Source organism: Salinarimonas chemoclinalis, from assembly GCF_041514305.1.
Taxonomy (GTDB): Bacteria; Pseudomonadota; Alphaproteobacteria; order Rhizobiales; family Beijerinckiaceae; genus Salinarimonas; species Salinarimonas chemoclinalis.
The window spans coordinates 384,261-399,040 of the sequence record NZ_JBGMWH010000001.1 but is presented as its reverse complement, the minus strand read 5'-3'; the positions used below and the strand labels follow the sequence as shown (position 1 = coordinate 399,040).

Below are 14,780 nucleotides of genomic sequence, written 5' to 3'. Positions count from 1 at the left end.
GGGCGCACGCACACGGAGACCACGAACCATGACGATCGAGATCGGCGACCGCCTCCCCGAGGTGATCTTCCGCGCGATGACGCCCGAGGGTCCCGTCGAGCGCCCGTCGAAGGCGGTGTTCGAGGGCCGCAAGGTGGTCCTGATCGCCGTTCCCGGCGCCTACACCCCCACCTGCACGCTCAACCACGTACCCGGCTACATCACCCACGCCGACGTCATCAAGGCCAAGGGCGTCGACGCGATCGTCGTCACCGCCGTGAACGATCCGTTCGTGATGGGCGCCTGGGAGAAGTCGCTCGGCGCGGACGGCGAGCTCGAGTTCGTCGCCGACGGCAACGGCGACTTCGCCCGGGCGATCGGGCTCGAGCTCGACGGCTCGGGCTTCGGGCTCGGCCTGCGCTCGAAGCGCTACTCGATGATCGTCGAGGACGGCGTGGTGCGCGCGCTCAACGTCGAGGACGCGCCGGGCAAGGCGGACGCGTCGGGCGCCGAGGCGCTGATCGGGCAGCTCTGAGCGCCCGTCCCGCCCCATCGGGACGGGTCGGATGGCGTGCTAGAAGGACGGGTACAGCTCCCGCGGTGCCTGCCGCCGCGGCGGCTCCTCCTCGGGCTCCGCCAGGGCGTAGGCGATCAGGTTCGCCTCGGTCTCGGCCATGGCGGCGCGGGCCTCGAGCTTGCGGCGCATCTGGGCGGAGGTGCCGCGGTAGCGCTGCGCCTTGTCCCGGGCGAGGCGGGCGCGCCGGCGCGCGGCGGCGAGGTCCGCGGGCGTGTAGACGCCATCGATGCCGATCATGACGCCCTCCCGGCGGTGCGGCCGACCGGGCCGAGGAGCGCCGCGACCGTGGCGGCGGTCCGCGCCACGCGGCCCTCCGCGGCGCCCGCGCCGTCCGACCGGGCGCGGGCGACGTGCTCGAGGAGCGCGGCCTCGTCGGCGGTGGCGCGGCAGCAGGACGCCGGCAGCACCGCGAGCGGGCGCCCCGCATGCGCCTCCAGCGCGCGCACGAGGCCGCCGAGCGCGCCGACGAGGAGCGCGGCGCTCTCGGCCGGAAGCGCCGCCTCCGCCTCTGCGAAGGCGGCCTCGATGCAGTCGGTCTCGCCGGTGGCGCGCGCGCCCGCCACGTAGCGAGCGACGGCCAGCGCGAGGCGCGACCCCGCGTCGGGGCAGACGTCGCAGACGCGGCGTGGCATCGCGGCCGCGCGCGGGCAGGGCGCGTCGCAGGGCGCGTCGCAGGGGATCTCCACCGCCGCGACGGCGGTGGGCGGCATCGCGGTCGCGCGCGTCGCAGCCCTCGCCGGGGCGCACGCGGGGTCCATCGAGGTCTCGTTCATCGCGGGTCTCCAGACCGCCGGGTTCAAGGCCCGGGCTCGAAGCTCCCGCCCACCTTGCCGGAGACGGGGCTCGGGTCAAGGAAAAACGCCATTGAAATCAATAGGTTGGAATTAGAACAGCTCGAAGCTGGACCGCATGCGGGCCCGCCCCGGCTTGACAGCCGCGCGCGGCGCGGGCTCGTCTTCGCGAAAGACAACGCCGGGAGGAGACGAGCGTGAGCGTCGAGATGGTCATCAGCGTCATCGCCCGCGACAGGCCGGGGCTGGTCAAGCGGCTCTCGGCGCTCGTCGCCGGGGTGGGCGGCAACTGGATCGATTCGTCCATGGCGCGGCTCGGCGGCGCCTTCGCCGGCATCGTGCGCGTCTCGCTGCCGGAGGCGGCCGCGGCCGAGCTGGAGGCGGCGCTCGACGGGCTCGCCGAGGAGGGGATCACCGCGCAGGCCCGCCGCACCGAGCCCGGGGCGCCGCTCGCCGGGCAGCGGGCGGTGCTCGAGCTCACCTGCTCGGATCATCCCGGCATCGTGCGCGACATCGCGGATCGGCTCGCGGCGCGCAAGGTGAGCATCGACGAACTCGAGACGGAAGTGTTCGCCGGCTCGATGTCCGGCGACGCGCTGTTCTCGGCCAAGGCCCGCATCGTCCTGCCGGAGGACGTCTCGGCGCAGGACGTGCGCGAGGACCTCGAGGCGATCGGCCTCGACATCATGGCCGAGATCGTCCTGCGCGAGACCGACTGAGGCGCTCGCGAGGGCCGAGAACGGATGCGGTCCCCTGCGCGTTGTCGGTGACGACAGGGAGGGTCCGATGAGCACTCCGACGAACACCCATACGAATCGCGAGCACGAGCGAGATCGAGTTGCCGCGCCGAAACCGGCGCGGGAGACGGCCGAGCGCGACGACCATTCCGAGACACCGCCCGCGGGGCCCCACGACGCTCCCGACCTCACCGACCCGAACGCGACGCCGGGAACGGGCGTGCTGCCCGATCGCGCCCGCGAGGGCGTCGACGCCGATCCCGGCGGCGGCTGAGCGGCGGCGCGCGACTCGAAACGCGCGCACCGAGCGTTATCTCCATCGCATCGAGGTGTGAGCCGCTCGCGCGGCGGACCTCATCACCACGCCATCTCGGGTCGTTTCTGCGCGGAGGCGGCCCGTTCTTCCCCCGGAGACTCGCGTGACGACGACGAACGAGCCCGAAGATCCTCACCACGCGGAGGAGCCCCCCCGGGCGAACGAGCGCATCCCCCCCGACGAGCCCTTCCACGCGGACGCGAACACCAGCGACGGGCGCCTGCGCGAGGGCGTGAAGACCTCGCGCCTGTCCCGCGGCGGCAACGCGCAGGGCGAGGGCGTGCAGGACCGCCACTCGGACATCTTCTTCGCGGCCGTCGAGAAGACGCGCATGCCGATGGTGGTCACCGACCCGCGCCGGTCGGACAACCCGATCGTCTTCTGCAACCGCGCCTTCTCGGCGATGACCGGCTACGCGTTCGAGGAGATCGTGGGCCGCAACTGCCGCTTCCTGCAGGGGCCGGAGACGGACCGCGACGTGGTCGCCGAGGTCCGGCGCGCCGTCGAGGAGCGCCGCGAGATCGCGGTCGAGATCCTGAACTACCGCAAGAACGGCGCCGCCTTCTGGAACGCGCTGTTCGTCTCGCCGGTCTACGCGGACGACGGCGAGCTCGTCTTCTTCTTCGCCTCCCAGCTCGACGTGACCCGTCGGCGTGACGCCGAGGACGCGCTGCGGCAGTCGCAGAAGATGGAGGCGCTCGGCCAGCTCACCGGCGGCATCGCGCACGACTTCAACAACCTGCTCCAGGTGGTGAGCGGCTACGCCGAGATCCTCGAGGGCCAGCTCGACCTCCTGCCGGAGCGCCCGCCGCGGATGGACCGCGCCGTCGCCCAGATCAAGATCGCGTCGGAGCGCGCCGCGACGCTCACCCAGCAACTCCTCGCCTTCGCCCGCAAGCAGCGGCTCGAGGGGCGCGTCGTCGATCCCAACGAGCTCGTCGAGACGCTCTCGGAGATGGCGCACCGCACGCTGGGCGACGCCGTCACCGTCGCCATGGATCTCGCGCCCGACCTCTGGAACGCGAGGCTCGACGTGGTCCAGGCGGAGGTCGCGCTGCTCAACGTGCTGATCAACGCCCGAGACGCCATGCCCGGTGGGGGCAAGGTGACGCTGTCGACCCGCAACCGGGAGATCGCACCCGGCGACGAGGCGGCCTTCGACGACATTCCCGCCGGTCGCTACGCGGTGATCGCCGTCACGGACACCGGCGTCGGCATGCCGCCGGCGGTGGCGCGCCGGGTCATGGACCCCTTCTTCACGACGAAGGAGGAGGGCAAGGGCACCGGGCTCGGCCTCTCGATGGTCTACGGCTTCATGCGACAGTCCGGCGGCGCGGCGCGGATCTATTCCGAGGTCGGCCGGGGCACCACGGTTCGGCTCTACTTCCCGGCGGCGGCCGACGACGACGTCGCGGACGCGGCGCGCCCGCGCGGCGCGACGGGGGCCCGCCTGCGCGATCAGGACGGCGGCACGGAGACGATCCTCGTCGTCGACGACCGCACGGAGGTGGCGGATCTGGCCGAGAGCATCCTCGCGGATTTCGGCTATCGCGTGCTCAAGGCGGGCGATGCCGCGCAGGCGCTCGAGGTGCTCGACGGCGCCGACGACATCGATCTCCTGTTCTCCGACCTCGTCATGCCCGGCGGCATGAACGGGGTGATGCTCGCGCGCGAGGCGCGCCGCCGCCAGCCCAGGCTCAAAGTCCTGCTCACGACCGGCTACGCCGAGGCCTCGCTCGAGCGCCAGGACGCGGGCGGCACCGAGTTCGAGGTCCTCGACAAGCCCTATCGCCGCACCGAGCTCGTGCGTATGGTGCGCCGGGTGCTCGACGGGCCGACCGGCGTCGGCTGACCGGGCTCGCGCGAACCGCCGTCCCGGGCCGGACCCGACGGCGAGCTGGAGCGTTGTCGCTCGTCCAATCGTCACGCTCGTTTCGGAGTACGCCTGAGATGCCCACCATCCTCCTCGTCGACGACGACGCCCTCACGGCCATGGGCTCGGCAGACCTGATCGAGGATCTCGGCCACACCGTCCTCACCGCCCATTCCGGCAGGGAGGCGCTCACCATCGCGGCCCAGCGGCCCGACCTCGATCTCGTCGTCACGGACCAGTCGATGCCCGGGATGACCGGCGTCGAGCTCGCCAAGGCGTTGTGGGCCGAGCGGCCCACGCTGCCGGTGATCCTCGCCACCGGATACGGCGCGCCGCCGGAGGGCGAGACCCTGCCGACCCTGCCCAAGCCCTACGACCAGGCGCAGCTCGACGCGGCGATCCGCAGCGCGCTCGCGGGCTGAACGTGCTGCCCGACGAGCGGATCTCGGACGATCACGCGTCCCGATCGGGGCGACGCGCTGCGCGGGTTCGCTGCAAATAAACATGTGTTAAATCGTCCGCCGATCCACGCCGGGCGCGGCAATCGGCCACTGTGGCTCTTTCGAAGCCATGCTGCGCAAGGCCTCCAGCGCTCGGCGCCCCGGCGTCCGCGGACCCGAGGGATGGCTCATCCTCGGCAGCGTTCTTGCGAGTTAGCAGCAAATTCACGAAAGGGCGGGCATCCCGGGAGTGCACGATTGCGATCGGCACGCGCCGCCCCGGCGAAGAACATGTCCGCTCTCGCCCGCTTCCGCATTGCGACGAAGGTGCTCTTCGTCGTCTCCACCCTGGCGATCGTCGCCCTGGCGATCTCTGCGATCTCCATCTCGTCGCTTCGCAGCCTGTCCGGCGCCGCGACGTTCATGAACGAGTCCGCGGACCGCGCGCTGCTCGCCGCGAGGGTCAACACGGCGATGCTCGCCGTCGGCCGGGAACAGTTCCGCATCGTGGCGGACCCGCGACCCGAGGCGCGTTCGGACGCTCGTCGCGCGCTGGAGGCGGAACTCGACACCCTCCAGCGCCGTCTCGCGGAGCTGCAGGCGTCCTCGACCGGCGCGCTGAGCGACGACGTCGCCGCGATCCGAGCCGGTCTCGATCGCTACGAGCGCGGCCTCGAAGCGGTCTTCTCGGCCGCCGACGACGTCGTCTCGGTCGATGCCGGCGCCGAGATGGAAGCGCTTCGGGCGGCAGCCGCTCGGAATTCCGTCATCGCCGACGACCTGCGACAGAGGACCCGCCAGGTCTCGGATATCCTGTCGACGCGCGTCGCCGAGGCGTCTTCGCGAGCGGGCGAGACGTATCGCTCCGCGGCCGCGATCATCATCGCGGTCGCCGCCATCGGCATCCTGGTCGGGACCGCGCTCGGGACCGCGATCGCACACTTCGGCATCGGCAAGCCCATCCGTTCCGTGGTCGCGGTCCTCAAACGGCTCGCCGACGCCGACTACGCGGCGGAGATCGCCGGCACCGACCGCGGCGACGAGGTGGGCGACGTCGCCAGGGCGGCCCTCGTCTTCAAGGAGAACGGCCTCGAGGCCGAGCGCCTACGGGCCGAGTCCGCGCACCAGCAAGCCGCACGCGAGCGCCGACAGAAGGCGATCGAGGTTGCCGTCGCGGACTTCGAGAAGGCGGCCGAGCAGGTCACCGCGGCGCTGGACAAGTCCTCGGGCGAGCTCTCCGAGAGCGCGCGCTCCATGTCCGCCACCGCGGAGGAAACGACGAACCAGGCGACCGCCGTCGCCGCCGCCTCGGAGCAGGCGGCCTCGAACGTGGAGAACGTCGCCGCCTCCTCGACCGAGCTCGCCTCCACCGTTCAGGAAGTCGGTCGCCAGGTGACGGAGACGGCGAAGCTCGCCGAAGGCGCCGCCGGGCAGGCGAGCGTGACGGTCGAGAAGGTCGGCCGGCTCACCGACGCGGCCCAGCGCATCGGCGACATCGTGGGGCTGATCCAGCAGATCGCCGAGCAGACGAACCTGCTCGCGCTCAACGCGACGATCGAGGCCGCGCGCGCCGGCGAAGCCGGCAAGGGCTTCGCCGTGGTCGCGGCGGAGGTCAAGACCCTGGCAGCCCAGACCGCGAAGGCCACCGACGAGATCGCCGAGCAGATCCGCGGCATCCAGGAGGTGACGGGAGACACCGCGTCGGCGATCGATCGGATCGCCGACGTCATCCGCCAGTTGAACGCCTACGCGTCGGGCATCGCGTCCGCCGTGGAGGAGCAGAACGTCGCCACCCAGGAGATCGCCCGCAACGTTGCGGAAGCGTCCTCCGGGACGACGGAGGTGTCTTCCAACATCGTCGGCGTGCGGCAGGCCGCGGCGACGACGGGAGCGGCGGCGGAGCAGATTCGCGGCTCCGCCGAGAGCCTCGACCGTCAGGCGGGCGAGCTTCGCGCGCGCGTCACGGCGTTCCTCTCAGCCGTCCGCGTCGCCTGAGAGGCCTTCGGAGCGCGTGCACCGACGCGCGCGCCGGACCCGCCCCACCGCCATCGTCTCGAGACGGACTGCCCCGAACGCGCCGCGTGTGCATTTCTCGCAACGAGGCCTCGCGCTCCCCTACCGCCGGGACGGACCGGGCAGCCTCCCCGCCAAGTGCGCCTTCAGCGGCCGCGGAAACGCACGCCGAGCCGGGTCGGGCCGCGGCGCACGACCTCGCACGTCCGGCGGATGGCCTCGGTCCCGTTGATGAACAGCTCGAAGTCGTCCGGGAGGGCCTCGGCCCGCGAGCAATGCACCTGCGCGCCGTGGTGCGAGAGGTCGACGACGGTGCAGGCGTAGCGCAGTCTTCGTTGGGCGTCGTAGGCGATGCTCGGGATGCCGAGCGGGCGGCGCACTTCGCGGCGCCGCTCGTTCGCGGGCGCAGCGCCGTCGTAAAGCCAGCCGCGACTCATACCGTCCTCCCGGTTGCAGCCGGACGATAGCCCGCGAACGTGAGCCGTTCCTTAATCCTTCGGTGCGGATGCCTCCGATCGCGCCGCGGGCTCCTCGGGGGTGCGCGTCAGCGAGCCGCCGAGGAAGACGCCGAGCATCTGCCAGGACGGGAGGTGGTCGCACACCGTCTTGAGCACGACGAGAAGCGGCACCGCGAGGAAGACGCCGACGGCTCCCCACAGCCAGCCCATCGCCGCGACGCCGATCAGGATCGTGATCGCGTTGAGTTCCAGGCGCCGCCCGAGGATCAGCGGCGTGACCACGTTGCCCTCGAGCGACGTGCAGGCGAGGTAGACGAGCGGTGGCACGAGCGTGGCGCCGAGCCCATCGAAGGCGACGAAGGACACCGCCGCGACGATCGCCACGCCGAGGATCGCGCCGATGTAGGGCATGAAGTTGAGCAGCGTCGCCATCGCCCCGAACAGGAACGGCGTCGGCATGCCCACCGCCCACAGCACGAGGCCGACGACGATGCCGAGCCCCGTGTTGATGATCGCGATCGTGAGGAGGTAGGTCGAGATCGAGCGCTCGATGGCGCGCCCGATCTCGACCGCGGTGCGCTTGTCGCGGAAGGTCGGCATCACGTGGACGACGCGCTCGTAGATGCGATCCCCCGAGGCGAGGAGGAAGATCGTGAGCAGCGCGGCGATGGCGACGATCGCGGCCCCGCGCAGCACGCCGCTGGAGGCGCTGGCGAGGAAGCCGCCCTCGCGCACGACGACCTCGTTCACGCCCGGCCCGGTGTCGCCGCCGGTGATGGCGTCGACGCGCTCGCCCGCCTGCTCCACGGCGGCGAAGGACGCGCGCAGCTCGCGCAGCTCGAGTTCGATCTCGTAGCCGATCTGCGGGGCGCGGGCGATCCATTCCGACAGGGGGTAGCTGAGCGTGTAGGCGATGAGTCCCAGCACGCCGGCGAGCCCCGCCACCAGGAGCGGGGACGTCATCCAGGCGGGAACGCCGCGCCGCGAGAGCAGGCGTACGATCGGGCTGAGCGTCAACGTGACGACCAAGGCGAGGGCGAGCGGCAGGATCAGGTCCTGTGCCACGTAGAGCGCCCCCGCGCCGAGCACGATCGCGCAGACGTGGATGGAGAAGGCGACGGATCGCGTCAGCCGCGCGTCGACGACGACCGGTGGTCCCTCGTCCTCGTCCGGCGCCTCGGGCGCCCTCTGCGGCTCCGGCCGCCTCCGCTCCAGCATGTCGGCGGCCTTTCCCACGATGCGCGTCCTCGCTTCGCGGCGAGAAACGGCGCGGCTCACGACGCGGTTCCACAGGAAACGGAGCGGATCGCGACGCGAGGCCGCAGGTCTTCTGCTAAGCTCGGGGGTGACGCGGGTTCGGCCCGCGGGCGAATCGGGAGCGGCGGGCGATGGATGTCGGGCTCCTCTACGGCGGTCTTCTCGCGGCGGGAACGCTCTGGGGCGTGCTCGCCGGGCTCGTCGCCGGCCGCGCGCTCGGCCTTCCCGCCTTCGCGCTCGGGCTCATCCTGGCGCTCGCGACGCAGGTGATCGCCGACACGCTGGCGGAGGCGGGCACCGTCCCGACGATCTGCCGCGCGCTCGTCCTGGCCGCGGCCCTGCAGGTCGCCTACGCGCTGGGGCTGCTGCTGCGGCGGCTTCGCCGCGGTACGCCCGAGGCGGGCGGCTCCGCCAGCGAGCGTTCGCGGGCGCTTCCCGAGCCGCCCTGACCGGAGCCGAACCCGCCCTTCGAACGGCCCGCGCTCCCGAGCGTTGTCGCACACACCCCGCGAGCACGCGAGAAGGAGAGCACCCATGGCGACGCGATTCGAGGACGGCCCGCCCGGCTACCGCGAGATGTATGGCGAGAACGGACCGGAAGGTGTTCGTGCCCGTGTGGCGGTGCGCCACGCGGCGCGCTACGCCCGGGATCGTCTGCCCTCCCTGCCCCCGACCCGCCGGCTGGCCGCGGCGAGCCTCGGCGCGACCGCCATCGGCGCGCTCGCCGTGGGCGCCGTCGCCATCGGCGCGCTGGCGATCTCGCGGCTGGCGATCGATCGCATGGGCCTGCGCCGGGGTCACATCCGGTCGCTGACGATCGACGAGCTGCACGTGCGCCGCCTGCGGGTCGATCGCGAGGACGGCCCGGCGGCGCGCCCACGCTACGCGGCCGTCCGCCGGGTGTGACCCTCGGCTGCGCGAACCAAACCGGGCCGCGGGCCGTTCACCGGGCCGACCGAGACAGCCCCGAACGAGGAGCCCCAGATGACCACCGACCACGACGCCCGCGCGAAGCTCTTCGACCTGATCGAGGACGTGCGCGTGGCCATGATGACCACCGTCGAGGCCGACGGCTCGCTCCGGGCGCGCCCGATGTGGACGCAGAAGCCCGACGCCAACGGCGACCTCTGGTTCGCCACCCGGCTCGACAGCGCCAAGACCCGCGAGATCGGCAGCAGCCACCGGGTCGGCCTCGCCTACTCGGATCCGGACGACCAGGACTACGTCTCGATCTCCGGCCACGCCGAGATCGTGCGCGACCGCGCCGCGATCGAGGCGCACTGGCAGGAGGGGATGCGGACCTGGTTTCCCGACGGCAAGGACGATCCGGAACTCGCCTTCGTGAAGGTCACGCCCGACTACGGCGAGTACTGGGACGCACCCTCCTCCAAGATGCTCCACGTCTACGGCTGGGCCAAGGCCGCCGTGACCGGCGAGCCGCCGCGCCATCCGGGGGACCAGGAGAAGGTCGACCTCTGATTCGCGGCCCCCCTCCGCGCCGCGCTCACGTGCGCGCGGCGCGGCTCTTCTTCGCGCTGCGATCGAGCGCGATCGCGGCGCCGTTGATCTCGCCTCCGACGATGAAGATCACCGCGATCGTGTAGAGGAAGATCAGCGACATCATCGCGGTGGCGAGCCCGCCGTAGGTCGAGGCGTAGGCGCCCGGGAAGTGCGCCAGGTAGACGCCGAAGGCGATGCCGCCGACGGTCCACAGGACGAGCGTCACCGCGACGCCGGGCAGCACCGAGACGACGCTGCGCGTCCCCGCCGCCAGGAACTTGTGGGTGATCACGAGGGCCACCGCGATGAGCAGCGTCGTCGTGCCGAGCCGCACCAGCCCCACCGTCTGCGCGAACGGCGCGATCGCCGGGAAGAAGCCCGTCGCCGCCCGCCACAGCAGCGGGCCGAGCACCACCGCGAGCGAGAACACCATCATCACCGCCGCGACGATGACGACGAACACGATCGACTCGAGCCGCGTCACGTACCACGCCCGGTTCTCCCGCACGCCGTAGGCGCGGTTGAGGCCGACCCGGAGCGCCTCGATGCCGTTCGAGGAGAACCACAGCGCCAGCGCCGCGCCGATGGTGAGGAGGTCGCCGCGCCATTCGGTGAGCACGGTGCGCACCTCCCGCGCCAGCGGCTCGGCGATCTCGACGGGCAGCACGTCGAGGATGATCACGGTGGCGTTGTCGGCGAGCGTCCCGAACTCGAAGGTCGAGGCCAGGGAGGTGAGCAGGATCAGGAACGGGAAGAACGAGAACAGCGCCGAGAGCGCGATATGGCTCGCGATCGCCCAGCCGTCGTGCAGCAGGAAGCGGTCGTAGGCCAGGTTCAGGACGGCGAGGATCTTGCGCGCACGCGCCAAGTCGAGCTGCCTCCGGTACGGCCGGGCCCGCGCGGCCCGTCGGCTCCTCCCTCCGCAGATGGCGCAAACGCGCACGCGAAGCAAGCTGGCGCGAGTCGCCGCGACCCGATAAGCCGTGGGCGATGTCCACACGACACGACGAGACGCCCGCCGCGGCGGGTCCCGACCTCGTGGCGCGGCTCGCGCCGCCGCTCTTCGTCCTGATCTGGGCGACGGGCTTCATCGTCGCGCGCCTCGTCGCACCCGACGCCGATCCGCTCACCTTCCTTTGGATCCGCTACGCGCTCGCGATCGCCGTGCTGGCGCTCGCGGCGGCCCTCGCCGGCGCGCGCTGGCCCGACGGGCTCGCAGGCTGGCGTGACGGGATCGTCGCCGGCGTCCTGCTGCACGGGGCCTATCTCGGCGGCATATTCTGGGCCGTCGGCCACGGTCTGCCGGCGGGGATCGCGGCGCTCGTCGCCGGCCTCCAGCCGCTGCTGACGGGGCTCCTCGTCGCGCCGCTGCTCGGCGAGGTCGTCTCGCGCCGGCGCTGGCTCGGCATCGTCGTGGGCTTCGCGGGCACGCTCCTCGTCATCCTGCCGCGGCTCGGCGAGGCGGGCGGCATCCCGCTCGTCCCGCTGGCGATCGCCTTCGGCGGCGTCGTTGCGATCACGTTCGGCACGATCTGGCAGAAGCGCACCGCCGCGGGCGTGGACCTGCGCACGAACACCGTGGTGCAGTATTGCGGCGCGCTCGCGTTCACGCTCCCGCTGGCGCTGCTGCTGGAGGCGGGGGAGATCGCCTTCACCACGGAGGTGATCGTCGGCCTCGCCTGGGCGGTGCTCGGCCTCTCGATCGGGGCGATCTCGCTCCTGCTGGTGCTGATCCGCCGCGGCGCGGTGGCGGGTGTCGCCTCGCTGCTCTTCCTCGTGCCGCCCTGCTCGGCGGTGATGGCCTATCTCCTGTTCGGCGAGACGCTCGCGCCGGTGCAGATGCTCGGCATGGCGGTGGCGGCGGCGGGCGTCGCGCTGGCGAGCCGCGGCTGACGGCTCAGGAGGCGCGCACCCGCCCCGCGAGCGCCCGCGAGAGGTCCTCCGCGCCGTAGGGCTTGCGCACGAGTTCGAAGCCGCCGAGCCCCTCCTCGGCGAGCACGTGGCTGTAGCCGGTGGTGAGCACCACCGGCAGAGCGGGGAGCCGCGCGCGGATGGCGCGCGCGAGCGCCACTCCGTCCATGCCCGGCATCACGACGTCCGAGAAGACGACGTCGAAACGATCGGCCCCCTCCTCCAGCGCGGCGAGCGCCGCCTCGCCGTTCGCGACCCAGGTCGTGTCGAAGCCGAGATCCTGGAGCGTCTGCGTCGCGAAGGCGCCCACCTCCCGGTTGTCCTCGACGACGAGCACTCGCCGCCCGCCGCCGTCGGCGAGCGTGCGGGGGTCGTCGCTCGCCTCCACCCCGTCCCCCTCGGGCGGCGGCACGACCCGGGGCAGGGACAGGGTCATGACCGTGCCCTCGCCGACCCTGCTCCGCGCGCAGACGTCGCCGCCCGACTGCCGCGCGAAGCCGAAGACCTGGGAGAGGCCGAGCCCGGTCCCGCGCCCCACCTCCTTCGTCGTGAAGAACGGCTCGAAGATGCGCGCGAGCGCGTCCGGCGGGATGCCCGAGCCGGTGTCGCCGAGCGCGACGCAGACGCGCCCCCCGCCTCCGCCTCCTCCCCCGCCCTCGCAGATCACCCCCAGCGTCAGCCGCCCGGCGCCCTCCATCGCGTCCTTGGCGTTGAGCGCCATGTTGACGAGCGCCGTGTCGAACTGCGTTCGGTCTGCCTCGACCCAGCAGGGCTCGTCGGCCGTGTCGACGACGATCTCGATGCCCGCGCCGAGAACCGAGCCGAGCATCTCGGCCATCGCCGACACCTGGGCGCCGACCTCGAACGGCACGGGCTCGAGGGCCTGCCGGCGCGCGAAGGCGAGGAGCTGCCCGGTGAGCTTCGAGCCGCGGTCGACGGCCTCGGAGATCGCCTCGACGTAGCGCCGCCGCCGCTCCTCGGGCAGGTTCTCGCGGCGCAGGAAGCCCACCGAGGTGCGCACGATCGTGAGCAGGTTGTTGAAGTCGTGCGCGATCCCACCGGTGAGCTGGCCGATCGCCTCGAGCTTCTGGGACTGGCGCAATTGCTCCTGCGCCGTCTCCAGCTCGGCCTGGCGGGCCATGTCGTCGGTGACGTCGCGCCCCACGGCGTAGACGAGATCGCCCTCGGGTGCGGCACCCCAGGAGATCCAGCGATAGGTCCCGTCCTTGTGGCGATAGCGGTTGAGGCGCCCCGTGACGGAGATCCCCTCGCGCAGCCGGGCGAGATCCTCCTCGTCCGCCGCGACGTCCTCGGGGTGCTTGAAGCGCCGATGCCGGCGCCCGATGATCTCCTCGGCCTCCCAGCCGAGCACCCGCGTCCAGGCGGGGTTGACGCTCACGAAGGTGCCGTCGACGTCCATGACCACGAAGAGGTCCTGGCTCTGGCGCCACATCCGGTCGCGCTCCTCGGTGCGCTGCGCGACCTCGGCTTCCAGCGTCTCGGTGAGGCGATGCAGCGCCTCCTGCGCCTCGCGCTGGGCGGTGACGTCGGTGTTGCTGCCGAACCAACGCACGATCGCGCCGCTCGCGTCGCGGATCGGTACCGCGCGGCTGAGGAACCAGCGGTATTCCCCGTCCTTGCCGCGCAGCGGAAAGGTGTCCTCCCACGGTTCGCCAGCGGCGTAGGCCCGTGAGAGCTTGGCGACCACGCGGTCGACGTGATCGGGGTGGTGGACCGTCCGCCAGCCCCACCCCTGCAGTTCCTCGAGCGTCTTGCCCGAGTAGTCGAGCGATCGCTTGTTGAGCCAGTAGATGGCGCCGCTGGCATCGGCCATCCAGACGAACTGGCTGATGTTGTCCGCGAGCTCGCGCAGCCGCGCCTCGCTCTCGCGCAGCTCCGCCTCGGCGCGGGCACGCTCCACCGCCTCCCAGGTTCGCTCGCCGACGTCGCGCACGAGGGCGAGATCGTCGGGCGACCAGTGCCGCGGCGCAGCGGCGTGCACGAACAGCAGCGCGGCGAGACGCCCGGTCCGCACCAGCGGCAGGGCGACGTGCGCCTTCACGCCCACCGCCGCGTAGGCGTCGCGCGTCGTCGCCCCCCACGCGAGCGGGTCCGCGGCGACGTCGCCGACGGCGACCGTGCGCCCCTCCCGCAGGGCCGCCTCCATGCCCGGGCCGTAGCTCGCGAGCCGATGGCGCCCCACGATCGAGGCGACGCCGTGGGCGCTCCAGTCGGCGTGCACGACGGCGGCCGCGCCGTCCGGCTCCATCTCGGCGTAGCCCACGCGATCGACGCCGAGTCGGCGGGCGAGCATCTGCGCGGCGGCGGCCATGATCTCGCGCGGCGCCTGCATCTCGCGCAGCCGCGCCTCGAGCGCACCGCGGAAGGCCGCCCTGCGCTCGGCGGCCACCCGCTCGGTGATCTCGACGCACGCGCAGTAGACGCCCTCGACGCGTCCCGCCACCTCGTCGCGCAGGGGCGCGTAGAAGAAGGAGAAGAACGTCGTCTCCGGGTAGCCCTTGCGCAGCATCACGAGTTCGATCGCGTCCATCGAGCTCGGCACGCCGGCGTAGCCGCGCTCCATGATCGGCCCCACGCTCTCGACGAGCTCCGCCCACGTCTCGAAGAACGGTCGCGCCAGCGCCCGCGGGTGCTTGCCGCCGAGGATCTCGGCATAGGCGTCGTTGTAGAGCATCGTGCGCTCGGCGCCCCAGACGACGAACATCGCCTGGTCGGCGGCGAGGATGACGCCGACCATCGTCTTGAGCGGCTGCGGCCAGCGCTCGGGCGGGCCGAGCGGCGTCGACGACCAGTCGAGCGCGCGCATCCGCGCGCCCGTCTCCCCGCCTCCGGCGAGAAAGGCGGGGGTGCTCGATGGGGGCTGGTCGGGAGAACTCATCGCGCGGCCTTCGTCCTCGTCGCTTGCGG

The 14,780-nt window shown here is 72.4% G+C and carries 16 protein-coding genes; 10 read left to right on the top strand and 6 right to left on the bottom strand.

All coding sequences use genetic code 11. The features are described 5' to 3' along the window. The first annotated feature begins 28 nt into the window (after nucleotides 1–28). The gene (locus AB9M23_RS01915) at nucleotides 29–514 is read left to right on the top strand and encodes a peroxiredoxin (protein WP_372422043.1); all 486 of its coding nucleotides are present in this window, start codon (nucleotides 29–31) and stop codon (nucleotides 512–514) included. Nucleotides 515–553: 39 nt separating this feature from the next. On the opposite strand, the gene AB9M23_RS01910 is transcribed toward AB9M23_RS01915, so the two are convergent. After that, the gene (locus AB9M23_RS01910) at nucleotides 554–793 is read right to left on the bottom strand and encodes a hypothetical protein (protein ID WP_372422041.1); all 240 of its coding nucleotides are present in this window, start codon (nucleotides 791–793) and stop codon (nucleotides 554–556) included. Then, nucleotides 790–1,329 carry a hypothetical protein gene (locus AB9M23_RS01905; protein ID WP_372422040.1) on the bottom strand — a complete coding sequence of 180 codons (540 nt, stop codon included), beginning with the start codon at nucleotides 1,327–1,329 and terminating at the stop codon, nucleotides 790–792. The genes AB9M23_RS01910 and AB9M23_RS01905 overlap by 4 nt, the downstream gene beginning before the upstream one ends. Nucleotides 1,330–1,544: 215 nt before the next feature. Here AB9M23_RS01905 and AB9M23_RS01900 point away from each other — a divergent pair, with 215 nt between their 5' ends. The 5 genes from AB9M23_RS01900 to AB9M23_RS01880 all read left to right on the top strand — a co-directional run bounded on the left by AB9M23_RS01900 (nucleotide 1,545) and on the right by AB9M23_RS01880 (nucleotide 6,708). Continuing rightward, nucleotides 1,545–2,066: a glycine cleavage system transcriptional repressor gene (locus AB9M23_RS01900; protein ID WP_372422039.1), complete on the top strand. Its 522-nt coding sequence runs from the start codon at nucleotides 1,545–1,547 to the stop codon at nucleotides 2,064–2,066. Nucleotides 2,067–2,133: 67 nt separating this feature from the next. Then, nucleotides 2,134–2,358 (top strand): hypothetical protein, encoded by a 225-nt coding sequence (locus tag AB9M23_RS01895; protein WP_372422037.1) that lies wholly within the window; start codon nucleotides 2,134–2,136, stop codon nucleotides 2,356–2,358. A 274-nt stretch (nucleotides 2,359–2,632) separates the two neighbouring features. Beyond that, nucleotides 2,633–4,252, top strand: a complete 1,620-nt coding sequence (locus AB9M23_RS01890; protein WP_372422609.1) for a histidine kinase famiy protein — start codon at nucleotides 2,633–2,635, stop codon at nucleotides 4,250–4,252. A 98-nt stretch (nucleotides 4,253–4,350) separates the two neighbouring features. After that, complete coding sequence (locus AB9M23_RS01885; RefSeq protein WP_372422035.1) at nucleotides 4,351–4,695, top strand: response regulator; 345 nt, start codon at nucleotides 4,351–4,353, stop codon at nucleotides 4,693–4,695. Nucleotides 4,696–5,004: 309 nt separating this feature from the next. Continuing rightward, nucleotides 5,005–6,708, top strand: a complete 1,704-nt coding sequence (locus AB9M23_RS01880) for a methyl-accepting chemotaxis protein (protein ID WP_372422033.1) — start codon at nucleotides 5,005–5,007, stop codon at nucleotides 6,706–6,708. 164 nt (nucleotides 6,709–6,872) lie between these two features. On the opposite strand, the gene AB9M23_RS01875 is transcribed toward AB9M23_RS01880, so the two are convergent. Next, complete coding sequence (locus AB9M23_RS01875; RefSeq protein WP_372422031.1) at nucleotides 6,873–7,163, bottom strand: PilZ domain-containing protein; 291 nt, start codon at nucleotides 7,161–7,163, stop codon at nucleotides 6,873–6,875. Nucleotides 7,164–7,214: 51 nt separating this feature from the next. After that, nucleotides 7,215–8,420: an AI-2E family transporter gene (locus AB9M23_RS01870; protein WP_372422029.1), complete on the bottom strand. Its 1,206-nt coding sequence runs from the start codon at nucleotides 8,418–8,420 to the stop codon at nucleotides 7,215–7,217. A 152-nt stretch (nucleotides 8,421–8,572) separates the two neighbouring features. On the opposite strand from AB9M23_RS01870, the gene AB9M23_RS01865 reads away from it, so the two are divergent. The 3 genes from AB9M23_RS01865 (at nucleotide 8,573) to AB9M23_RS01855 (ending at nucleotide 9,920) form a co-directional block, all read left to right on the top strand. Further along, the gene (locus tag AB9M23_RS01865; protein ID WP_372422027.1) at nucleotides 8,573–8,890 is read left to right on the top strand and encodes a hypothetical protein; all 318 of its coding nucleotides are present in this window, start codon (nucleotides 8,573–8,575) and stop codon (nucleotides 8,888–8,890) included. A gap of 85 nt (nucleotides 8,891–8,975) precedes the next feature. After that, entirely contained in the window at nucleotides 8,976–9,347 is a 372-nt protein-coding gene (locus AB9M23_RS01860) for a hypothetical protein (RefSeq protein ID WP_372422025.1), read from the top strand. A gap of 78 nt (nucleotides 9,348–9,425) precedes the next feature. Next, nucleotides 9,426–9,920, top strand: coding sequence for a pyridoxamine 5'-phosphate oxidase family protein (locus tag AB9M23_RS01855; protein ID WP_372422024.1), 495 nt, complete (start codon nucleotides 9,426–9,428; stop codon nucleotides 9,918–9,920). A 25-nt stretch (nucleotides 9,921–9,945) separates the two neighbouring features. On the opposite strand, the gene AB9M23_RS01850 is transcribed toward AB9M23_RS01855, so the two are convergent. Next, on the bottom strand, nucleotides 9,946–10,809 hold the full coding sequence (locus AB9M23_RS01850; RefSeq protein WP_372422022.1) for a YihY/virulence factor BrkB family protein: 864 nt from the start codon (nucleotides 10,807–10,809) through the stop codon (nucleotides 9,946–9,948). A 122-nt stretch (nucleotides 10,810–10,931) separates the two neighbouring features. Here AB9M23_RS01850 and AB9M23_RS01845 point away from each other — a divergent pair, with 122 nt between their 5' ends. Continuing rightward, complete coding sequence (locus AB9M23_RS01845; protein WP_372422020.1) at nucleotides 10,932–11,834, top strand: DMT family transporter; 903 nt, start codon at nucleotides 10,932–10,934, stop codon at nucleotides 11,832–11,834. 4 nt (nucleotides 11,835–11,838) lie between these two features. Here the strand turns inward: AB9M23_RS01845 and AB9M23_RS01840 are convergent, their stop codons facing one another. Continuing rightward, nucleotides 11,839–14,679: a PAS domain S-box protein gene (locus AB9M23_RS01840; RefSeq protein ID WP_372422018.1), complete on the bottom strand. Its 2,841-nt coding sequence runs from the start codon at nucleotides 14,677–14,679 to the stop codon at nucleotides 11,839–11,841. Nucleotides 14,680–14,780: the final 101 nt, after the last annotated feature.